At 67.4% G+C, this 21,722-nt stretch carries 19 protein-coding genes; 15 read left to right on the forward strand and 4 right to left on the reverse strand.

Annotation, left to right across the window (positions count from 1 at the left end; genetic code table 11):
- Positions 1-41: 41 nt before the first annotated feature.
- The 5 genes from BN3266_RS07100 to BN3266_RS14265 all read left to right on the forward strand — a co-directional run bounded on the left by BN3266_RS07100 (position 42) and on the right by BN3266_RS14265 (position 7,550).
- Positions 42-1,016 carry a class B sortase gene (locus tag BN3266_RS07100; protein WP_059004605.1) on the forward strand — a complete coding sequence of 325 codons (975 nt, stop codon included), beginning with the start codon at positions 42-44 and terminating at the stop codon, positions 1,014-1,016.
- Between the two features lie 313 nt (positions 1,017-1,329).
- Positions 1,330-2,958 (forward strand): Na/Pi cotransporter family protein, encoded by a 1,629-nt coding sequence (locus BN3266_RS07105; protein ID WP_021660200.1) that lies wholly within the window; start codon positions 1,330-1,332, stop codon positions 2,956-2,958.
- 502 nt (positions 2,959-3,460) lie between these two features.
- The gene (locus BN3266_RS07110) at positions 3,461-4,027 is read left to right on the forward strand and encodes a CDP-alcohol phosphatidyltransferase family protein (protein WP_059004606.1); all 567 of its coding nucleotides are present in this window, start codon (positions 3,461-3,463) and stop codon (positions 4,025-4,027) included.
- Positions 4,024-5,436: a phospholipase D-like domain-containing protein gene (locus BN3266_RS07115; RefSeq protein ID WP_059004607.1), complete on the forward strand. Its 1,413-nt coding sequence runs from the start codon at positions 4,024-4,026 to the stop codon at positions 5,434-5,436. The genes BN3266_RS07110 and BN3266_RS07115 overlap by 4 nt, the downstream gene beginning before the upstream one ends.
- Before the next feature lie 179 nt (positions 5,437-5,615).
- Positions 5,616-7,550 (forward strand): alpha/beta hydrolase family protein, encoded by a 1,935-nt coding sequence (locus BN3266_RS14265; protein WP_059005549.1) that lies wholly within the window; start codon positions 5,616-5,618, stop codon positions 7,548-7,550.
- 86 nt (positions 7,551-7,636) lie between these two features.
- Here BN3266_RS14265 and BN3266_RS14055 read toward each other — a convergent pair whose 3' ends face one another.
- The 3 genes from BN3266_RS14055 to BN3266_RS07135 form a co-directional block, all read right to left on the reverse strand.
- Positions 7,637-8,176 carry an SLOG family protein gene (locus BN3266_RS14055; protein ID WP_059004608.1) on the reverse strand — a complete coding sequence of 180 codons (540 nt, stop codon included), beginning with the start codon at positions 8,174-8,176 and terminating at the stop codon, positions 7,637-7,639.
- Between the two features lie 95 nt (positions 8,177-8,271).
- Positions 8,272-8,838: an ImmA/IrrE family metallo-endopeptidase gene (locus tag BN3266_RS07130; RefSeq protein ID WP_059004609.1), complete on the reverse strand. Its 567-nt coding sequence runs from the start codon at positions 8,836-8,838 to the stop codon at positions 8,272-8,274.
- The gene (locus tag BN3266_RS07135) at positions 8,825-9,166 is read right to left on the reverse strand and encodes a helix-turn-helix domain-containing protein (protein ID WP_021660563.1); all 342 of its coding nucleotides are present in this window, start codon (positions 9,164-9,166) and stop codon (positions 8,825-8,827) included. The genes BN3266_RS07130 and BN3266_RS07135 overlap by 14 nt, the downstream gene beginning before the upstream one ends.
- A 1,189-nt stretch (positions 9,167-10,355) precedes the next feature.
- On the opposite strand from BN3266_RS07135, the gene BN3266_RS07140 reads away from it, so the two are divergent.
- The 10 genes from BN3266_RS07140 (at position 10,356) to BN3266_RS07190 (ending at position 20,312) form a co-directional block, all read left to right on the forward strand.
- Complete coding sequence (locus tag BN3266_RS07140; protein ID WP_059004610.1) at positions 10,356-10,826, forward strand: hypothetical protein; 471 nt, start codon at positions 10,356-10,358, stop codon at positions 10,824-10,826.
- Complete coding sequence (locus BN3266_RS07145) at positions 10,817-12,274, forward strand: phage terminase large subunit (RefSeq protein WP_059004611.1); 1,458 nt, start codon at positions 10,817-10,819, stop codon at positions 12,272-12,274. The genes BN3266_RS07140 and BN3266_RS07145 overlap by 10 nt, the downstream gene beginning before the upstream one ends.
- Positions 12,275-13,007: 733 nt before the next feature.
- Positions 13,008-14,558: a hypothetical protein gene (locus BN3266_RS07155; protein ID WP_059004613.1), complete on the forward strand. Its 1,551-nt coding sequence runs from the start codon at positions 13,008-13,010 to the stop codon at positions 14,556-14,558.
- 470 nt (positions 14,559-15,028) lie between these two features.
- Complete coding sequence (locus BN3266_RS07160) at positions 15,029-15,592, forward strand: hypothetical protein (RefSeq protein WP_059004614.1); 564 nt, start codon at positions 15,029-15,031, stop codon at positions 15,590-15,592.
- A 102-nt stretch (positions 15,593-15,694) separates the two neighbouring features.
- The gene (locus BN3266_RS14270) at positions 15,695-16,882 is read left to right on the forward strand and encodes a N4-gp56 family major capsid protein (protein ID WP_021660553.1); all 1,188 of its coding nucleotides are present in this window, start codon (positions 15,695-15,697) and stop codon (positions 16,880-16,882) included.
- Positions 16,882-17,109, forward strand: a complete 228-nt coding sequence (locus BN3266_RS07170) for a hypothetical protein (RefSeq protein ID WP_021660552.1) — start codon at positions 16,882-16,884, stop codon at positions 17,107-17,109. The genes BN3266_RS14270 and BN3266_RS07170 overlap by 1 nt, the downstream gene beginning before the upstream one ends.
- Positions 17,106-17,645, forward strand: coding sequence for a phage adaptor protein (locus BN3266_RS07175; RefSeq protein ID WP_059004615.1), 540 nt, complete (start codon positions 17,106-17,108; stop codon positions 17,643-17,645). The genes BN3266_RS07170 and BN3266_RS07175 overlap by 4 nt, the downstream gene beginning before the upstream one ends.
- 3 nt (positions 17,646-17,648) lie before the next feature.
- Positions 17,649-18,872, forward strand: coding sequence for a hypothetical protein (locus tag BN3266_RS07180; RefSeq protein ID WP_154669011.1), 1,224 nt, complete (start codon positions 17,649-17,651; stop codon positions 18,870-18,872).
- Positions 18,866-19,156, forward strand: coding sequence for a hypothetical protein (locus tag BN3266_RS07185; RefSeq protein WP_059004617.1), 291 nt, complete (start codon positions 18,866-18,868; stop codon positions 19,154-19,156). Before BN3266_RS07180 ends, BN3266_RS07185 begins: the two co-directional genes overlap by 7 nt.
- Entirely contained in the window at positions 19,146-20,312 is a 1,167-nt protein-coding gene (locus tag BN3266_RS07190; RefSeq protein WP_059004618.1) for a hypothetical protein, read from the forward strand. Before BN3266_RS07185 ends, BN3266_RS07190 begins: the two co-directional genes overlap by 11 nt.
- 899 nt (positions 20,313-21,211) lie before the next feature.
- On the opposite strand, the gene BN3266_RS14425 is transcribed toward BN3266_RS07190, so the two are convergent.
- A complete protein-coding gene (locus BN3266_RS14425) occupies positions 21,212-21,346 on the reverse strand; it encodes a hypothetical protein (protein WP_021660479.1) in 135 nt (44 codons plus the stop codon).
- Positions 21,347-21,722: the final 376 nt, after the last annotated feature.

The following is a 21,722-nucleotide window of genomic DNA, read 5'->3' on the forward strand; positions in this document are numbered from 1 at the left end:
TCGATCACATCCTTTCTTTTGCAGAGAGAGGGGGCGGCGGGATGGACCGCGGCGAAAAATCGGCCCCGCGGCCCACCGGGGCGGGGCGGGTCTCCCTTTTGGCGCGGGTGGCCCTGCTGGCTCTCCTCGCTTTGGGGGAGTGGGCGCTGGAGCGGCTGGCGCTGCTCGGGCGGGCGGCGGGCTACGGCCTGCTGGCCCTGGGGGAGTGGCTGGGAGAGCGCTGTCTCGCCCTGCTCCGCCGAGCGGGGGACGGTCTGGGACGGGCGGGGGAGCGGGCTTTGCGCGGCGGTGGGACCGCGGGGGCGGCTCTTGTACTCTGCTTGCTGGTCGCCACCGCCCCGGCTCTGGCGGGGCTTCTCCCCGCCGCCCCCCAGGCGGTGGCGGCGCCGCACCTGCAGGTGGCGGCGGAGGTTCTGGCCGCCCCGCCGGAGGACCCGCTGGCCTATCTGCAGCCCCTTTACGCCCAGAACAGCGACCTGGTGGGATGGATCGCCGTCGAGGGGACGGGGATCGACTTTCCGGTGGTGCGGGAGCGGGCCGCCCCCTACTATCTGACCCACAACTTTGCCCGCGAGGAGGACCGCTTCGGCATCCCCTTCATCAAGCATGAGATCTCTTTGGAGGACCGGCCGGACAACCTGGTCGTCTACGGCCACAACATGCCCCACAGCGAGGAGATGTTCGGCCCGCTGGAGGGGTACCGCGACGTGGCCTTCTGCCGGGCGCACCCCACCCTGCGCTTTGACACCCTGACCCAGGCGGGGGAGTACCGGGTGGTGGCGGTGCTCCTCACCCGGGTCTACCGCCAGGGGGAGGAGGGGTTCCGCTACTACGCCGAGACCGATTTCCCCGACGAGGCGTCCTTTGCCTATTTCTACGAGAACATCAAGGAGGGGTCCCTCTACGACACCGGGGTGGAGGCCAGCTACGGCGACAGCTTTCTCACCCTCTCCACCTGCGTATACGACTGGGAGAACGGCCGCCTGGCGGTAGTGGCCAAACGGGTTTTCCCGTGACCTTTGAGGCGGCGGGCCGGATGTGTTCCGGCCCGCCGCTTTTTTGTGGGGAGGAAGTGAGAGGTGGAGGGCGTTGGGGGCGGTTTCCCGGTGGCCGTGTCCCCCCTTGACGCGCCGACTGTCTCCCCGCACAGAGGAGAGAGCTGAAATTTGTGCAGGAATTTGTCGGCAACCCATTGCAATTGCCGGACAATTTCTATATCATTAAAATATATAATGCATGTAAAAAGAATGTAAATTCTGAGAAAAGTCCAGCGAATCTTGCGGGGAGGGGGACCTCCCTAAAATTACGGTAAAGTGGGTTTGTGTGACGATGGGAATTGGCAACATTCTGGCCCTTTTAGGGGGCCTCGGCGCATTTCTGTTTGGCATGAAGTACATGGGCGACGGGCTGGAGGCAGCCGCCGGGCCCAAGATGAGCAACCTGATGGAGACCTTGACCCGGACGCCGGTGCGGGGCTTTTTGCTGGGGATGTTGGTGACGGTGGCCATTCAGTCCTCCTCCGCCACCACCGTCATGGTGATGGGCTTTCTCAACGCCGGCATCCTCAACCTGGCCCAGGCCACCGGCGTCATCATCGGCGCCAACATCGGCACCACCATCACCAGCGTCCTCATTGCGCTGGACATCTCGGCCATGGCGCCCTTCTGCATCTTCATCGGCGCGGCGGCCCTTCTCTACTGCAAGAAGCGCACCTACAAGCACATCGGCCAGGTGGTGCTGGGCTTCGGTATCCTCTTTCAGGGGCTGGACACCATGAGCGGCGCCATGGGCGCCCTCAAGGACGTGCCCGCCTTTCAGCAGTTCATCACCACCGCCAAAAACCCCATTGTCGGGGTGCTGGTGGGGGTGCTGCTCTGCGCGGTCATCCAGTCCTCCTCCGCCGCCGTGGGCGTGTTGCAGGCCCTGGCCCTGCAGGGGCTGATGCCCATCCACTTTGCCTCCTTCATCATCTGCGGCATCAACATCGGCTCCTCGGTGCCCCCCTTCCTCTCGGCCATCAGCGCCAAGAACAACGCCAAGCGGGCCGCCTGCATCTACTTCATCTACAACGTCATCGGCGCCCTCCTCTTTGTGCCCATCACCCTGTTCACCCCCTTTACCGACTGGATCGAGATGCTCACCGCCGTGCCCATGGTGCAGGTCTCCCTCTGTCACATTGCCTTTAAGGTGGTCACCGGCCTGGTGCTGCTGCCCTTCACCGACGGCATCGTCAAGCTGTCCTACAAATTTGTCCCCCGCAAGGCCCACGAGGACGAGCGCCGCCTCCTCTTCATCGACAAGAACCTGGCGACCTCCCCCAGCGCGGCGGTGGCCCAGATTCAAAAAGAGGTGGAGCGGATGAGCCGGGTCGCCCGCAACAACTTTGTGCGGGCCGCCGAGGGACTGCTCAAGTCGGACGTCTCCCAGGCCGAGTTGATCCGCGACCAGGAGGACTTGATCGACTATCTAAACCACGGCATCACCGACTTTCTGGTGAAGATCACCAAGCAGGAGATGCCCGGGCGGATCTCCCTCTACGTCAGCCGCATCTTCCACGTGGTCAGCGACATCGAGCGCATCGGCGACCACGCCCTCAACCTGCTGGAGCGCACCGAGATGTTTGTGGACCGGGAGCTGCTCTACTCCCCCATGGCCATCCAGGAGCTGGAGACCATCTACGAGGCCGACCTCTACCTGTTTGACCGCTCCATCGGCGCCTTCCTCCGCCAGGATCTGACCGACGCCGAGGAGGGAGAGCTGCACGATTTGGAGGAGCGGGTGGACGAGCTGGTCCTCACCTCGCAGGACAACCACGTGGCCCGGCTGCGCCGCAACGAGTGCCAGACCGAGCCCGGCCTGGTCTTTGACGAGGTGCTCAACGATCTGGAGCGCATCGGCGACCACTCCTTCAACATCGCCCAGGCCGCCAAAAAGGGGAAGGCCGCGCGGATGGTCTGATTTCCGCTGGATTTTCTGAGCTGGGAGGGCCCTCCTTTTCTGCGGGTGGTATCGTGTTTTCTCTGCGCCCCACTGCCAAGATGGCGGTGGGGCGCTTTTGGTGGTGTGGCGGGAGGGGGGCATTTTCCGCGGCGGCGAAGAGGGGGTGCGGGGAAGGGGAAAAGGGGGAGCTGTTGCGAGACGGCGGGGTGCGGGCAATCGGTTGGAGCGCTTGGGGGGCAGGAGAAGGGGGCGCTGTGGTGGGGCCACGGCAGGGGCGAACTTCTCTTTGGGATTTTGCCACGGATAGCCGGCGCTGGGTGCGGGCGGTTTTGAGGGGGGGAGGGCAAAAGCGGTCCGTTTTGCGCTGTTTTTCGGCGGCGGCTGGCGGGAGATATTCGTGGGCGGCGCGCGGGGGAAAGGCGGGCCGGCGAGGGGGCGCCTTTCCGTCCGGCGGTTGTCGCCACCCCCCGGACTGTGCTAAGATGGGGGAGGAAACCAATTGAAGAAGGAGTGGTTCGCTGTGGAAAGACCCCGCCTCAAGGAGGCGCTGAATATCCCCAACTGCATGTGCTACTTTCGCATCCTCCTCATCCCCCTTTTCGTCTGGCGCTTTGCCACCGCCGAGACGGCGGCCGACTACTATCTGGCGGGGGGGATCGTTGCCCTATCGGGGCTGACCGACCTCTTTGACGGAAAGATCGCCCGCCGCTTTCAGATGGTCACCGAGCTGGGCAAGTTCCTCGACCCCCTGGCGGACAAGCTCACCCTGGGGGCGCTCCTCCTCTGCATGGCGCTGCGCCGCCCCGCCCTCTGGCCGCTGATGGCTCTCTTTGCGGTGAAGGAGGGGTTCATGGCGGTGATGGGGCTGCTTTTGCTGCGGCGGGGGCGCAAGCTCGACGGGGCCATGTGGTTTGGCAAGGTCTGCACCGCCACCCTCTACCTGGCGGCGGCCGTCCTTCTCCTCTTCCCGGGGTTGCCGGGCGGGGTGCAAAACGGCATCGCCCTCCTCTGCGCGGCGGTGATGGCGGCCACTTTGGGACTCTACCTCCCGGTCTTTCGCCGGATGTGGCGGGAGAGCGCCCGATGAGCCGCCGGCTGGCCCGGGCGGCGGGCATTGTTCTGGGGGGCTACCTGGGTTACGCCCTGGCGGGGGGCGTGCTGGCCTACTGGTTCCCCAAAAAGGCGGCCCCTGCCCTCCCCCCCGACGCCTTTCGCGGCGACGGGGAAGGGGTGGACCGGGTGCTGCTGGTGGAGGAGCCGCGGGCGGGATTTGCCCGCCGGGTAGAGGTGATGCGGGCGGCGCGGGAGACCCTGGACCTTTGCTGCCACTGCGCCAAGGCGGGGGAGAGTGTGGAGGCCTTTTTCGGCGAACTCATCCGGGCCGCCGACCGGGGGGTGCGGGTGCGGGTCCTCTTTGACGGCAAGGTGGGGGGACTGAAGGGGGAGCACCGCGCCATCCCCGCGGCCCTTTTGAGCCACCCCAACATCCGCTTTCGGCTCTACAACCCCGTTGACCCCCTGCGCCCCTGGCGGTGGAACGCCCTGCTGCACGACAAGTTTTTGGTCGCCGACGACCGGCTGATGCTCCTGGGCGGGCGCAACCTGGGGGACGAGTACTGCGACCCGCCCGGGTACGCCGGGCCGGTCACCTACGACCGGGACGTGCTGGTGGAGAACACCGCCGCCGGCACCCTGCGGGGAGGGGAGAGCGCCGTCTTGCAGGTCAAGGGGTACATGGACGCCCTCTGGTCGGCCCGGGAGACCGCCGTTCCCCCCGCGGCCGACCCTGCCAGGGGGCGGGCGGCCCAGCGGCGGTTGCGGCAGATCGCCGCCCGCTGGGAGGCGCGCTGGCCCGACTACTACCGCCCCGCCCGCCCGGCGGGGGAGGAGACCCTCCCCACCAACCGGGTCACCCTGGTGACCAATCCGGTGGCGCCGGGGCCCAAGCCGCCGGTGCTGGGGGCCACCCTGGCCGCCCTGCTCAAAGGGGGGCGGCAGGTGGACATACAGACCCCCTACGCCACCGCCAACCCCCGGCTGCTGGAGGAGCTGCGGCGGATCGCGGGCGGGGCCCAGCGGGCGCGGCTGCTCACCAACTCGGCCTACTCCTCCCCCAACTTCCCCGCCTTTTCGGGGTATGAATACGCCAAGGGGGCCTTTCTGGACACCGGCTTTGCCCTTTGGGAGTACCAGCGGGCCGACTCCATCCACGGCAAGGCCTGCACGGTGGACGGCCGGGTCGCTGCCGTGGGCTCCTTTAATCTGGACGACCGCAGCTTTTACATCGACACCGAGACCGCCCTGGTGGTGGACAGCCCGGCCTTCTGCCACGCCCTGCAGGGTGAGTTCGAGCGGTTGTTTGCCCAGTGCGCCCAGGTGGGGCCGGACGGCGGCTATCTGCCCGGCCCGGTGGAGCCCGTGCCGGTGCCGCCCAAAAAACGGGCCACCATGGCGCTTGTCTCCCTCTTCTCCCGGGCGGTGCGCCCGCTGATTTAGGGGGCTGCGACACCGGCGGTGCAGGGAGGGGGGACCTCTCCCGAGGGGCCGCCCGGCCGGGGCGCTGGGCGGGGAGAAACGACTGTTTGGGGCGGCGGGCGGATTGCCGGCCCGGCTGGCCCGCAATATTTTGGAACCGGCAAACAGAGACCAAATGGAGGGAAATACGATTGGAAAAGATGACTTCCAGCAGCCTGCGCGAAATCAGTTTCGTCTCCGCGCTCCGCCACTCCCCGGAAGGGGGACACGCCGCCGCGGTGGTGAGCCGGGCCAACGGGGACAACGGCTACGACAGCCGCCTCTGGCTGGTGGGCGAGGGGGAGGTGTGCCCCCTCACCGCCGGTGGGGAGGAGCGGGCCTTTCTGTGGGAGGACGAGGGGCACCTCCTCTTCCCGGCGGCCCGCACCAAGGCCGAAAAGGAGCGGACCGACGCCACCACCTATTACCGCCTGCCGGTGGACGGGGGCGAGGCTGTACCCGCCTTCACCGTCCCCCTCAAGGCGGTGGAGTTGCAGCGGATCGAGGGCAGCCGCTACCTGGTGACCGCCCTGGGGGAGCGGGACGACCCCGCCCCCGCAGAGGAGGACCGCTGGGCCGGCGACTACCAGGTCATCGACGAGCTGCCCTACTGGGGCAACGGGGCCGGGTTCACAAACGGCAAGCGCCGCCGCCTCTACCTCTTTGACGCGCAGACGGGGGCCTGTGAGCCCATCACCGCCCCCACCCAGCAGGTCTGTCAGGCCCGGGTCGCCGGGTGCGGGCGGTTTGTGGGCTACACGGTGCAGAGCTTTGAGGGGGTGCAGCCCCTGCAGCACACCTTCTGTCTCTACGACCTGGCCAGCGGTGAGACCCGCACCTTTTTGGAGGGGGACTACACCATCTTGCAGTTTGCCATGGCCGAAGAGGGCATCTTTTTGGCGGCGGCGAAAAATGACCGCTGGGGGATCGACCAGAACCCGGAGATCCTTCGCCTGGACACCGAGACCGGGGAGGTGGAGACCCTGCTCGACCGGGACCGCAGCCTCTGCGACGCCGTGGCCAGCGACTGCCGGCTGGGCGGCTGCACCACCTTTGCCTGCGAGGGGGGCAAGCTCTACTTCACCGGGCTGGACGGCTACTCCGCCCACCTTTACACCCTGGAACTGGAGAGCGGCGCCTTTGCCGAGCGGGTGCACCTCTCCGGATCGGTGGACGGCTTTTCCGTCTGCGGCGAGCAGCTCCTCTGCGTGGCCATGGTGGGGCAGGACCTGCAGGAGGTATACCGGGTAGAGGGGGATCGGCTGCAGCCGGTGACCGCCTTCAACTGGGCCTATTTGGAGAAGTACCCCCCCATCGCCCCCCAACACCTGACCTTTGTAGACGCCGACGGGGTGGAGGTGGACGGCTGGGTGCTCGCCCCCCGCGACCTGGCGGAGGGGGAGCGGCGGCCAGCCATCCTCGACATCCACGGCGGGCCCAAGGCGGCCTTTGGCGAGGTGTACTACCACGAAATGCAGCTCTGGGCCAGTCAGGGATACTTTGTGTTTTACTGCAACCCCCGGGGCAGCGAGGGCAAGGGCAACGCCTTTGCCGAGCTGCGGGGGGCCTACGGCACCTACGACTACGATGATTTGATGCAGTTTTGCGATTTGGTGCTCGAGCGCTATCCCGCCATCGACGAGGGGCGGGTGGGGGTCACCGGCGGCAGCTACGGCGGCTTTATGACCAACTGGATCATCGGCCACACCGACCGCTTCCGGGCCGCCGCCTCCCAGCGCAGCATCTCCAACTGGCTGAGTTTCACCTACGTCTGCGACATCGGCTACTGGTTTGGCACCGACCAGATGGCCGCCGACGCCTGGTCGGACGCGGAGAAGCTCTGGTGGCACTCCCCCCTGAAATACGCCGACAACTGCAAGACGCCCACCCTCTTCATCCACTCGGACGAGGACTACCGCTGCTGGATCCCCGAGGGGTACCAGATGTTCACCGCCCTCAAACTCCACGGGGTGGAGACCCGGATGTGCGTCTTTCACGGGGAGAACCACGAGCTTTCCCGCTCCGGCAAACCCGAGCACCGCATCCGCCGGCTCGACGAGATCACCGCTTGGTTTGACCGGCATTTGGAGAAGTAGGCAGATGAGAAAAAAGAGAGGACGCAGACGCGTCCTCTCTTTTTGGTTGCATTTCGGCGGCGGCTTTCGCCTTTGGGGCGAGGGCTTTACAGGGCAAGGGTGAGCTGCTCTGGCCCCTCTTCCGCCAGGTTTTGGATGGGGAGCCCCCGGCTCTTGGCGTAGCGGACGGTGTAGGCGGTGCCGCCGGGCACCCCGCAGTGGTAGCAGATGAGCAATCCGGCGTGGTCCACCAGCCAGCGGTTGCGGGCGTGAAAGCAGCCGCTGAAGTAGCGGGGGGAGAGGGTGACGACCTCGCCTGCCTCCCGGCAGAGGTGGTCAAAGGCGTACCGGTCCGGCCGGGGCCAGCGGTCGGCCACCCCGGCATAGGGGACGGCGCAGACCAGCCGCGCCCCATACCCCGCCCCCCTGGCCCTGAGGACCTGCAGCCCCGCCAGGGTGTCAAAGCCCACGGCCATCCCGCAGAGGAAGGTGCGCTGCCCCCTTTGACAGGCGGTGGTCACGGCGCGGTAGAGGGCCTCCCGCAGGGCGCGGTAGGCCGGGCTGTCGGGGGTGTAGGGGAAGGGAAACTTCTCCGGCCGGTAGCCGGAAAAGGCCACCGCTTCGGCGGGGTCTATGGACGGGTTCACGGGGCGGTCTCCTCCCCTCTGGGGCCGGTGTGCGGGGGCGCGCCCGGCACAGGCGGTGGGTGTTGTTGGGGCGGCCCCTCCTTGAAAAAGAGGGGTCAGCGAAAGACGTCGATATTGCCGCCGGCGGGCCGCAGCGCCCTGCCGCAGGGGGCGAACACCTGTTCCAGCGGGCAGCCGGCCAGATGGTTTTCCAGCGGGGCGCGCAGGTCGGAAAAGCGGTTGCGGATGACCGTGGGACTGACCCCGTAGCGCTTTGCCAGCAGCCGTTCCAGGGCGGGGCGGTCCTGGGTGTAGAGGATGCGGCGGCGGGCCACCTCGGGCAGGAAGCTCTGGTAGGGGACCAGCAGCTGGGCCGCCCCCTCGTTGGCCTGCCACTCGTCCCACCGGCCGCGGGGGGCGTGGGGGCGGATGTGCAGGAAGAGGTGGATCATTTCGTGGGCCAGAGAGAACCGCTGGGCGGTGCGGGGGTAGGAGGAGTTGACGAGGATGCAGTCCTCCCCCATGATCATGGCGCCCAGACAGCGCCCATCAAAGGGGTGAAAGTAGACGGGAATGAGGGTCTGGGCGGTGTAGAGCAGGTCCCCGGCGGGGAGTTGGCTGCGGATCTCGTCCACCCGGCGGTAGAGGCTCTGGCGGCCGCGAATCGCCTCAGGCCCCGGCATCGCCGCCACCCTCGCCCTTTTTGCGGGCGATCTTCTGGGCCATGGTGACGAGAAAGTCGATGTCGTCCTCGGACAGGTCCAAATCTTCGGTCATGGATTTGAAGTGGTAGTAGAGGTTGCTGTCTTTGCCCTCCCACCCCATGAGGTAGCCGGGGGAGAGCTGCAAGACCCGCGCCAGAGCGGCGATCTTATCGGCGCCCATGTTCTTGATCTCCTCGGTCTCATAGCGGTAGACGGTGCTCTTGGCGACGCCCAGCTTCTGGGCCACATCCTCGAGGGAGAGGCCGAGTTCCAGACGCCGGTTTTTGATTTTTTCGTTGATGGTCATAGGACACTCCTCCAATGGCGGAGACAAAGCCCGCCGGGAATGGGGGGAACACTTTTTTCAATTTCCCCAGGATACCCACAGTGTAGCAGATTTTTTGCAAATATGCAACGATTTTTCGCGAATTTTTGCAGAAAAACGAAACGGAGTGGGAAGGAGTGTGGAGTTGCAGGTGGGTGGAGAAAGCGGTGCAGGGCGTCCAATGCTCCCCAAATCGTTGACTTTAAGAAACGAGAATGGGATAATATAGTTGCTTAAAAGAATTTGCACTCTTGGGTTTCGTTGCGGGAGAGAAAATGAGGTGGCAGAGCAGGGAGCGGGTGAAGGCGATTTTTTGTGCGGACAGGGAGCTGCGGGCCGGGCGCGAAAGGGTCGGCAGCGCGGTTTCTGGAGGGCGACTTGGGGAGATGAGGGGATAAGGGGCTGGCTTTTTGTGCGGGCAGGGAGCTGCGGGCCGGGCGAGAAAGGGACGTCAGCGCGGTTTCTGGGGGACGACTTGGGGGGATGAAGGGATAAGGGGCTGGCTTTTTGTGCGGGCAGGGAGTTGCGAGCTGGGTGCGAAAGGGACGGTAGTGCGGTTTCCGGAGGGTGGCTTCGGGGGATGAAGGGATAAGGGGTCGGCTTTTGCGGGCTTTTTGTTGGAGGGATCGGCGGGAGAGAGGCTGGAGGGGAGCGGGGAAATGGCTCTCCGCCACGGGACATCCCCTCTTTTTGAACGGTGAGAGGTCCTTGCAGTTGGGATGGCCGACAGGGTCTTCTTCCCCTGAGACGGCGGGGCGTGTGGGAAGGGACAGGGGCGTTACGCGCCTTTTGCCGGGAAGGCGGCGGGGGAATACGGAAGGAAGGGCGCCCCTTGCGCCCCATCTGTCTCCGTCTATGTGGTTTTCAAGGTGTGGGGGCGGACTATTTTGGAAGGGTTGCCGGGCTGCTTGATACAGGCGACCGTTGCCTCTTTTTCAGAAGTTTCAGAAGGAGGCTGCCGATTTGGAGGAGGTCTGAAGCGGTGGGGACGCGACTGGGAAAGGCCGCCCGTTTTGCGGGGATACCGGACGGGCGTTGAAGGGCCCTCGGCGTTTTTGGGAGAGGAGTAGGAGCGGCTCTTTTCCGCCCGGGGGAAGACATTTTCCAAAGGTTGCGAATCGGCAATAAATCGAACGAGTTTTGTTTTGTAGCGGACAGAGGAGGGGACGCAGTGGAGAAGGCGCCAGAGGGGCGGAGCCAGGAGGCAGACCTGCGGGCGGTCTGGGGACTGGCCAGCCGGGGGGCGACGCTGGGGGAGATCGCCCGTGCCCTGAGGGTGGGGGAGAAGACCCTGCGGTCCCGGGCCAGGGGGGACGCCGCCCTGGCGGAGGCCCTGCGACAGAACCGCCGCACCGCCGAGGGGCGGCTCTTTCAGGCGGCGATGGAGCAGGCCACCGGCCGCTGGGTGGAGGAGGAGCGCCCGGTGACCCTGAAAGAGGTGGAGTACGAGGGGGGCAAGAAGGTCTTTGAGCGGGAGCGGGTGGAGCTTGTCCGGCAGCGGCGGTACCTGCCCCCCAGCGAGAAGATGCTCACCTTTTTGTTGGGGGCCCTGCTGCCCGACCTCTTCGGCGGCGGGGGGCGGCCGGGCGGGGTGGAGGTGGTCCACCAGGTGCCCCGGCCGAAGGAGGGGAAATGCGGCTGACGCTGGATTACCGCCCCACCCCCAAGCAGGCCGCCTTTCACCGCTCGGCCGCCTTTGAGGTGCTCTACGGCGGCGCGGCGGGCGGGGGAAAGACCAAGGCCATCGCCATGGAGGCCCTGGTGGACGCCCTGGAGCACCCGGGGGTGCACAGCTACCTCTTTCGGCGCACCTACCCGGAGCTGCGGGACACCCTGCTGCGGGAGGTGATGGAGTCCCTGCCGCCGGGGATGGGCAACCTGCGGCAGACCACCCACGACCTGGAGCTGCCAAACGGCTCGGTGCTCCACTTTCGCCACTGCCGGAGCATGGCCGACTGCTACCGCTACCAGGGGGCGGAGATCAACCGCCTCTACATCGACGAACTGACCCACTTTACCGAGGGGGAGTACAACTACCTGAAGACCCGGCTGCGGGCCAAGGCCAGCCTGGGGGTCTCCCCCCGGGTGCGGTGCACCGCCAACCCCGGCGGAGTTGGGCACGCCTGGGTGCGGGCCCGGTTCATCGACCCCATGCCCCCGGGCGAGGTGCGGGCTTTTGGCGGAAAGGACGGGCGGGGGCAGGCGGGACAGACCCGCCAGTACATCCCCGCCACCGTGGAGGACAACCCCCACCTGGCCGCCGGATACCGGGAGGAATTGGAGCAAAAGCCCCCGGCTTTGCGGCGGGCTCTCCTGCTGGGGGACTGGAACGCCTTTGAGGGCCAGGTGTTCGAGGAGTTTCGGGACGACGCGGCGGGGTACCGCAGCCGGCGGTTCAGCCACGTCATCGACTCCTTCGACCTGCCGGCGGACTGGCCGGTTTACCGGGGGTTTGACTGGGGGTACACCCGCCCCTTTTCGGTGGGGTACTGGGCCAAATCCCCCGACGGGGTGCTCTACCGCTTCTTTGAGATCTACGGCTGCCGACCGGGGGAGGCGGACCGGGGGCTGCGGATGGACCCGCGGACGGTGGCCCGGCAGGTGGCGGCCTTTGAGCGGGAGAACCTGGCGGGGCGGCGGATGGTGGGGGTGGCCGACCCCAGCATCTTCGACGAGAGCCGGGGGGAGGACGGGTGTGTGGCCGCCCTCTTCGCCAGGGAGGGGCTCTACTTTGAGAAGGGGGACAACCGCCGCCTGCCGGGGAAGATGCAGCTGCACGCCCGGCTCCGCTTCGACGAGCAGGGGCTGGCGGGGCTCTATGTCTTCTCCTGCTGCCGGGCCTTTATCCGCACCCTGCCCGCCCTCTGCTACGACCCCCTGCGGCCGGAGGACGTGGACAGCGACCAGGAGGACCACGTCTACGACGAGGCGCGGTATGTCTGCATGGCAAACCCCCTTTACACCCCGCCGCCCCCCGCCGCGCCCCATCCGCCGGGGGGCGGACCGCTGGAAATCGACCCCGCGCCGCTGCGGGGAAACAGCCCCTACGACGCGATGATGATCGGCGGGACGCCGGTCTGGCCGGGGTAGTGTCTGCCACGGTGGGAGCAGCGCGGTGCGGGAGGGCGTTGACCGCATTTTTTTGCCGATGTGGGGGAAAGGGGTCGGCGGGCGGCCTTTTTGGGAGCCAACAGCTGCCTTTTCCCTGCGGCGAGGCAAACTTTTTCAGTGGGCTGCGCGCGGGTGAGGCGTCGTGTTGGGGCGGTGGGCTGTCCCTGCCGTCGGCGGCCCTGGACATTCCCTTTTCTGGGAAGGGGGGCAGGACAGATGCTGCCTGTCGCGGGGATGGGGGGAGGGCTGCCGGCGGTTTTCTGGCCCCTTCTTTTGGAGGGGAAACACGCAACAAGCGGCTTTCCCCGGCGCAGGAGACCCTCTTTGCGGGTGCTGGTGTCGGGCGCGCCGTCCCCTTATGGGGGAGGGGGAGGCCGCCGCTGTGGGAAAGCGGCCCTGTGGCGGGCGGCGCGACCTGGCGGGGATTTTCTCTTTCGGGTGGGCCGCCCGCTTGGCGGGGAAGGGCGGACCGGCAAGGGGTGGGCCTGGCCCGGGCGGCGAGAGCATCTCGATGGGGAAGAGTTTTGCCGGCGGGGGGTGTCGGTCCTGCCGCGGCCAATGGGGCGGGGCCGACGTCCGGCAGCGGGGGAGGCAGCCCTCTGCCGGGGCCGAGATCCCCGCCCGTTCCCGCGACGAGGGCGGCTGGCGCTGACGGATGAAAACGTCCCTCCGGGTACCGGGTGGGCAGAGAAAGAGGAGAGGAACGGAGAAATTGGAGAGATTGCAGGAGATGCGCAGGGCGCTGCGCCGGTACCGGGACGGCCTGGAGGGGTTTCACCGGGAGGTATTGGTCAACGAGGACTACTTTTGCGGCAACCACTGGAAGTACATCAAGAGGGGGCAGCTCAGCGGACGGGAGCCCAAGACGCCCTTCCTCCTCAACGCCATCTGGAACAAGCACGCCGATGCCATGGACAACTACCCGGTGCCCCTCTTTCTGCCCCGGCGGCCGGAGGACAGGGAGGGCGCCGAACTGCTGGGCCAGGTGGTGCCGGTGCTGCTGGACAAGCTGGGATTTGAGGGGGTGTACAGCGACCTGTGGTGGTACAAGCTCAAGCAGGGCACCGGCTGCTACGGGGTGTTTTGGGATCCCGAGCGCGAGGAGATCCAGGTGAAAAACATCGAGCTGATGCGGCTTTACTTCGCCCCGGGGGCGGCCAGCATCCAGGACTCGCCCTATCTTTTCTGTCTCTCGCTGCTGCCCCGGGAGGAGGCGCAGCGCTGCTACGGGGGAGAGTGGCCCCAGTCCGCCCTCACCTGCCGGGACTACTTTGCCGGCAAGGGCCAGCGGGAGCTGGAGGGGAAGGTGGTGTTGGTGGACTGCTACTACAAGCGCCCCCTGCCGGGGGGGAAGAAGGCGGTGCAGCTGGCCAAGTTTTCGGGGGAGAGGTTGCTCTACTGCTCGGAGGACGAGCCCGCCTACCGGGAGCGGGGGCTCTACGACCACGGGCAGTACCCCTTTGTGCTCGACCCCTTCATCCCCCGGGCGGGCACCCCCCTGGGGATGGGGATGGCCGAAATCGGCCGCTCCACCCAGAGCTATATCGACCGGCTGGACTACCTCATCGAGGAGAACGCCCTGATTGCCGGGCGGCAGCGGTTCCTGGTGAAAAACGGGGCCGGGGTGGACGAGGGGGCGCTGGCCGACCTCTCCCGCAACTTCATCGGCTGCGACCTGTCGGTGGACGACAATGCGGTGCGCCCCTTACAGGCGGCCCCGCTGCCCGGCTTTGTGCAGGCCCACCGGGACCAGAAGATCGCCGAGCTCAAGGACGTGCTGGGCAACAAGGACTTTATGACCGGCGGGGTCGCCGGGGGGGTGACCGCCTACGGGGCCATCGTCGCCCTGCAGGAGGCGGGGAGCAAGCTCTCCCGCGACCTGATCGCCGGCAGCTACCGCGCCTTTCGGGAGGTGATCGGGCAGATAGTCTGGCTCATCCGCCAGTTCTACACCGGGCCCCGGCTGTTCTATGTGGGCGGGGCTTTTCTGACCCTGGAGGGGGCCCGGGTGACCCCCCACCTGGACATCAAGATCACCGCCCAGAAGAAAAATCCCTTCACCACCGCCGCCCACAACCAGCTGGTGTTGGACCTGTACAAACAGGGGGCCTTTGAGGCTGGACGGGCCGAGGGGGCCAAGGCCTGCGTGCGGGCTTTGGCGCTGGAGGGGAAGGAGGCCATCCTCCAGGCGCTGGACGGGCTGGGGGCGGAGGATGCGCCCTTGGCCCCGGAGGGAGTGGAGGGGGAGCAGACCGCCCTCTAGCCCCTTTTGGCCCCCTTTTAAAGGGGGGAGACGGGGGGAAGGAGAAGGACCCTGCCCGATGCGGGGCCAGCCGTTGGAGGGGGGAGTCGCGCCCCCTTCCCTTCGGCGGGCGGGGGAAGGCCCCGGCGACGGACGGGGGGAAGAGGTCGGAGGGGCGGGAGAGGGTGACGCTCGGAGAAATGGGGTTTGCACGCCGCGCTTTTTGGCGAATGAAGGAACGGCCTGGAAACGGGTGGGAAGCAGGTCGAGCGAGGGAGGGCGCGCGCTGTTTGAAAAGGCGGGGCTCTGCGCCTCGCGCCGTCTGGTGGGTGGGGGAGAGGCCCGGCGGCGGACGGGGAAAGGATTTGGGGAGAGAAGGCGGGACACCTGAAAAAGCGGGCCTTGCGCTGGGCCCCAGCCCGTCCCGGCAGACGTTGACAGAGAGCCCCGGCCCCGCCCTGTGCGGCGGGCCGGGGGAGAAGGAGGAGAAGATGGACGAAGAGAGAGTGACCCAGACGGCGGCCCCGGAGGGCGGCGCCGAGGAGGGATCGCAGGAGAGCGCCGCCCCCTACCGGGTGTTTGGCAGCGAGGAGGAGTTTGCCAAGGAGGTGGACGCCGCCCTGGAACAGGAGCGGGCCCAGTGGGCCGCCCGGGGGGAGGAGGTGGCCCGGCACCTGGGGGTGGCCAGCCTGGACGAGGTGCTGGAACTGCCCAGTCCCCAGTTGGTGGAGGAGTTCAAGGAGGCCTTTGCCGGCGAGTGGGAGGCCGTCTGCCGCCGGGCCCCCGCCCTCACCGAGGGGGTGGGGCTGGAAGAGCTGGCAGGCAACCGGCAGTTTGTCTCCCTGCTGGCCCAGGGGCTCTCCCCCCTGGCGGGCTATCTGGCCTGCTACGCCGAGCGGGTGCTGGAGAGGACACAGCCCCCGGCCCGCCCGCGGGAGGGGGCCCTGGAGGGCGACCCCGCTGGGGTCTTGGGGGAGGATGTCGCCGCCTTTACAGATGAGCGGCTGGAGGAAATCAGCCGGGCGGTGAAGCGGGGGCGGCGCATCCGCCTCTAAGGCCCGCCGGGACCGAGGAGGGGAGGGGAGCGCCATCTAAAATCGCAGGGGGACGAACGACAACCGGGCGGGCGACCGCCCCAACACGAGGAGGAAGACGACATGGAGCAACATGTGAACACCACGGCACAGACCGGGGAGGGCCAGGAGATCCTCTCGGCCCAGATGAAGACCTACTACGACAAAGAACTCATTCGCAACGCCAAGCCGCGGCTGGTGCACGACCAGTTCGCCCAGAAAAAGCCCATCCCCCAGAACCGGGGGAAGACGGTGGAATTTCGCAAGCTGAACCCATTTCCCCCGGCCAAAAAGCCCCTGGAAGAGGGGGTCACCCCGGCGGGGCAGAAGCTGGACTGGTCCACCCTCTCGGCCACGGTGAGCCAGTACGGCGACTACGTCAGCGTCTCGGACATGCTGGATCTGACCGCCATCGACCAGAACCTGCTGGAGGCGCAGGAGATCTTGGGCGACCAGGCCGGCCGCACCCTGGACCAGATCACCCGCGAGGTCATCTGCGGGGGGCACAACGTCCTCTACGCCGGGAAGAAGCTGGCCCGCCACACCCTGGTGGGCGGGGCGGAGAGCGGGAACGACTACCTCGCGGTGGAGGACGTGAAGCGGGCGGTCACCGCCCTGAAAAACAACCTGGCCGCCCCCATCCAGGGCAGCTACATCGCCATCATCCACCCCAACGTGGCCCACGACCTCACCGCCGACCCCCTCTGGGAGCAGGTCAAGAGCTACGACCCCAAGGACCTCTACGACGGGGAGATCGGCCGCCTCTTTGGGGTGCGGTTTGTGGAGACCACCGAGGCCAAGGTCTTTCAGGCCCCGCCCCTGGACGGCCGCGAGCAGCTGGAAGTCGCCAGCGCCAGCGGGACCGCCCTCACCGTCAAGGAGAGCCTGGTTGACGACCTGACCGGCCGCCAGATCCTCGTCGGGGGGGAGTGCTACACCGTCCGCTCCCAGAGCGGCAGCGCCCTCACCCTGGACCGGGCCTGCACCGCCGCGGCCGGGACCCCCGTCTTTGGCGGGGAGGCCGGGGCCGGCGGGGCCGACGTCTATGCCACCCTCATCTTTGGGGCCAACGCCTACGGGGTGACCGAAATCGAGGGCGGCGGCCTGCAGACCATCATCAAGCAGCTGGGGAGCGCCGGCAGCGCCGACCCCTTGGACCAGCGGGCCACCGTGGGCTGGAAGGCCACCAAGACCGCCGCCATCCTCAGCGAGCCCTTTTTGGTGCGGGTGGAGAGCTGCTCCTCCGCCGCCAGGGAAGGGGAGATGCTGTGATGGCAAAGCGGGATTTTCTGCGGGAACTGGTGCCGGTGACCCTCTTTCGGGACGGGGGGGAGTACCGGGACGACGCGGTGGTGATCGTCAACGGCAAGACCTGGATCATCCGCCGGGGGGAGCCGGTGATGGTGCCCCGGTTCGTGGCCCTGGCCCTGCGCGACGCCGAGCGGCAGCGCCAGGCGGCCCGGGCGCTGATGGGCCGCTGTGAGGGTTCGCTGCGGTGACGGCGCGGGAGATGATTGCCCGGGTGAAGGAGGCCTACCCCTCCACCCTGCCAGACAGCGCCATCCTCGCCCTGTTGCAGGAGGCCGAGGCCCGCCTCTGCGCCGAGGACCCCCTGCGCATCGCCTGCGAGTGGCTGCCGGTAAACGGGGAGGGGCAGGTGGAGCTGCCCGCGGGGGTGCGCCCCTACATGGTGCAGCAGGTGGACGGCCTTCCCCTGGCCCTGACCCCCGGCACCGGCCGAGCCTGCAAGTCGAGCGACGGGGTCTTCCTCCCCGCGGGGCGGCGGGCGGAGAGGGCCCGGGTGGTCTACCGCCGCCCGCCCCCCACCCTTGCGCCCGAGAGCGAACTCACCCTGGACGACGGCTACGCCGGGTGCTACCTCTACTACGCCCTGGCCAAGCTGGAGCTCTGGCGGGGGAACATCGGCGGGTACAACAATTACAGCGCCCTGCTGGAGAGCCTGACCGGGCAGTACACCCGGGCGGCGGTGCAGACCCTCAGCGGGTCGCGGCAGCGGTTCGTGTCGGAGGTGTGAGGGATGAGGATGCCCCATCTGCGCCCCCTCTCGGGGGAGCGGCGGGCGGTGCGGCCCTTTCGGGGGCTGAGCGCCCTGGCCCCCGCTGGAGGATACCTGCAGCGCTGCCGCCGCTGCGAGATCACCCCCCAGGGGCATTTGGTGGGGGCCAGGAGAAAGGTGGAGGCCCGCCGGGCCCCCGGCCTGACCCAGTGCGGCGAGGGGTGGATGATCGCCCGAAACCGCTTTTACTGGCAGGGCGTCGACCTGGCCGCCCCCATCGCCGCCGGGGAGAAGTCGGTGGTGCCCTTTGGCGAGCGGCTGCTCCTCTTTCCCGACCGGGTCTACATCGACCGGGTGCGGGGGGAGGCGGGAAATTTCAGCGCCCCGGACATCGACTGGGCGACGGTGTTTTTAAACCGGGTCTTCGGCATCCGCGGGGGGAGCCTGCTGGCCAGCTCGGTGGGCAACGAGAACTGCTGGGACGACTTTCAAAACCCCGACGGCTCTCCCAAGGAAAACGGCGCCTTTGCCCTGACGCTGCAGGACGCCCCCTTCACCGCCCTGCTCCCCTTTCAAAACCACCTGATGCTCTTTCGGGAGGGGGATTTCTTCGAGCTCTACGGCACCCGCCCCTCCAACTTTGCCCTCACCCAGGTGGCGGGGCTGGGGGTGAAGGAGCCGCGGCACCTGACGGCCTTTGACGACCGACTCTACTTCTTCTCCCAAAACCGCATCTGGCTCTACCAGGGCGGCGGGGTCAGCGACCTGCTTGGGCACCTGGGCTGGCGGTTTGAGGACTGCGCCCTGCAGGCCTTCGGCGGGGGGCTGCTCATCGCCGCGCCGGAGAGTGTCTACCTCTGGCAGGACGGCTGCCTGCTGGAATTGGAGGAGGGGCTGCACTGCGACCGCCTCTTCTGCGAGGGCGGGCAGGTCTACGGCCTGGACTGGGGCGAGGGGGTCTGCTGGCGGTTTCTCGCCGGCCCCCGGCAGGCCTACGAAGTCGGGGTCAAGACCGGCCTTGCCGGCGGCAGCTGGGAGGAGTACCGGGTGGAGTGCCGGGGCGAGGTGGCCGCCGCCTGGGAGGGCCGCCCCCTGGGCGAGAGCCGCAGCCGGGAATTTGCCCTGCTGCGCTGCTTTGTGGCCCGGGGCGGCAGGGAGCCGGGGCTCTTCACCCTGCGCTGCGGCCCCGACGCCGAGGTGGCGGGGCTGGCCGTGGAGGTCAAAGGGGGGGAGAGCGGATGGTGAACCTGTCGCCGGCGCGCCTCTCCTCCGGCGGGGCGGAGGAGCGCATTGCCGCCCTGGAAAACACGGTGCTGCGGCTGCGCAAAGAGCTGGAGTACGCCCTGCAAAACCTGGATGCGGGGAATTTGAGCCCCACCCTGGCCCAGACCCTAAACGGCGGGCCGGTGGATCGGGCGGCCGCCCGCATAGCGGACACGGCCGGTTACACCGGAGAATTGCGGCTGGGCGGGACCCGGCTGCGGGTAGAGGAGGGGCGGATCGTCGAGGTGATGGAAGATGGGATATAAAGAGGATCTGAAGCGGGTCCTCAAGCAGTTGGAGGAGACCAAGTTCACCTATGCGGTGGACGACGACCCCGCCTACATCCGCCAGCGGAAGGCGGGCAAGGAACAGACCGCCGCCCGGCAGGACGGGGCCACCGCTGTCTCTTATACCCATCTAGATGTGTATAAGAGACAGGTCCTATTATTATCTCAGCCGATATACCGCTCCGCCGAAAGCGCCGCCGGGGCCCTGGTCCAGGGCGGGGTCCTGCCGGGCAACCTGCTGCAAAACCCCAGCTTTGAAGAGGGGGAGGAGGGCTGGACGCTCACCGAGCGAATCGAGCAGCCCAGCCCCCTGCACGGCCGCTACGGGGCGGCGGTGGGGATCGGGCACACCCTGGAGACGGCGGCCGACCTGGATTGGCAGCCGGGGGACTATTTGGTGACGGCGGTGGCCCGGGGGGTGGGACGGCTCTTTGCCGCCGCGGGGGACTGCCAGGTGGAGATGGGGCGGATCAACGCCAAGTTCACCCTCTACGCCGGGCTCCTTCACCTGGAGGCCGCGACGGCTGCCCCCCTGACCTTTACGGTGGTGTCCGGGCGGGGCTACCTGGACTGCGCCCTCCTCTTTGCGGTGCCGGCGGACTGCGCCGGCCTGGACGCCGCCCAGTGGCTGCAGAAGCTGCAGCACTACCCCTACACCTGGGGCGCCGGACCCCAGGGGCCGGTGCTGGACGGCGCGCGGCGGGCGACCGCCCTGGGGGCGGACGTGGAAGGGCTGGCCCGGTTTTCCGCCGGTGTCCCCCTCCCGGCCCGGCCGGGGGTGGACTACGCCCCTGCCGCGGGGGGCGACTGCGCCTTTGTGGGGGAAGGATGCCGGGTGACCGGGCAGTCCTGCATCTGGCGGCGGCAGGGGGACTTTGTGGCCCTGGCCGGGGAGGTGGAGCTGGATGACTGCCAGCCCGGTTTCCGGCTCGTCGGGCTTCCCCTGCTCCCCCGCTCGGCCCCTGTCGGCGGCGTCTGGCAGTGCGATCCCCCCTGCGGGGAGGAATTGACCCTGACCGGGGAGGTGGGGGCAGACGAATTGGCCTTTGCCGTGCGCCGCGGGGGCAGCAACCAGCCAGCCCCCGCCCTGGAAGGGGCGGCGAAGTGCTGGATCTGGGTGTGGTACCTGGTGTAGGGCCGCTCTTCTGGATTGTCTGTCCTCATTTCTTGTCCTCCCGTCGGCAGCTTCTGACGGTAAAATTTCTCCTGTGGGAGGAGCTGGCCCTGACCGGGGAGGCGGGGGGGCAGACGGATTGGCCTTTGCTGTGCGCCGCGGGGGCGGCGACCAGCCGGCCCCCGCCCTGGAAGGGGCGGCGAAGTGCTGGGTATGGGTGTGGTAGCTGGTGTAGGGCCGTTCTTCTAGATTTCTTGTCCTCCCGTCGGCCGCTTCTGGCGGAAAAATCTCCCCTGTGGGGAGGAGCTGGCCCTGGCCGGGGAGGCGGGGACAGACGGATTGGCCATTGCCGCGCGCCGCGGGGGCGGCGACCAGCCGGCCCCTGTTCTGGAAGGGGCGGTGAAGTGCTGGATTGGGGTGTGGTAGCTGGTGTAGGGCCGCTCTTCTAGATTGCTTGTCCTCCCGTCGTCGGCGTTTGGCGGCAAAATCTCTCCTGTGGGGAGGAGCTGGTCCCGGCCGAGGAGGCGGGGACAGACGGCCTGGCCTTTGCCGTGCGCCGCGGGGCGGCAACCAGCCGGCCCCCGCCCTAGAAGGGGCGGCGAAGTGCTGGGTTTGGGTGAGGTAGCTGATGGGAGGCCGTTCCCCTAAAAAATGCGCCCCCGGCCCCTGTGTGAGGGGACTGGGGGCGTCTGCGCTCCCCGCCAAAGGGGGCGGAAAAAAACAAAAGGAAAAAGGCCCCGCGGAGTGGGGCCTTTTTCCCTGTGGGATGAAAAGATAAAAGTATGAAAAGAAGGTGAGAAATAGGAGGATTCCGTTTCATCGGAATCTGTTTCTGCATCTGTAGTATAGCAAATTTGCGGGGTATTGTATATGCACAAAAGAGCTAAAGAAATATATTTTGATTTAGTGATAGTGCTCTATTACAGGTCGTCGGCATCCTGCACCGGTGTCTCGTCCGGGTTCAGGGGAACGCCAGTCCAGGAGCCCTGGGGGTCGGTGATGATGCGGCTTTGGGCGGCCTTTTTGCGCCGCTCCTCCCGCTCTCTCTCGGTCATGCTCTCACCTCCTCTCCCCCAATAGGCCGCCGTTTTGGACGGGTGCTGCGGCGGCCTTTGCAGATAGCTTGCCCCCCTTTGGCCGGGGTATGATTGCCGCCGGAGGGGACAAACTCTCTCCAGAGAGGGCCTGGTGCCGGTCGAGGAGGGGGTGGACGGATGAAAAAGGGAGGGCGCCGCCTGTTGGCTTGGGGCGCCGGGATCGGGGGAGCGGCCCTGCTTTTTTGGCGGCTGGGGGGCGGCCCGTCCCCCCTGTCCCTGTCTCTTATACCCATCTAGCTGTGTATAAGAGCCTGAACTTGGAGGGTGAGGATCTCTCCGGCGTCGTTCGGGCTACAAGCATACTTTTACACTTGCAAGCGCTAACGTCTGCAAT

Source organism: Bittarella massiliensis (ex Durand et al. 2017) (genome assembly GCF_001486165.1).
GTDB lineage: Bacteria > Bacillota > Clostridia > Oscillospirales > Ruminococcaceae > Bittarella > Bittarella massiliensis.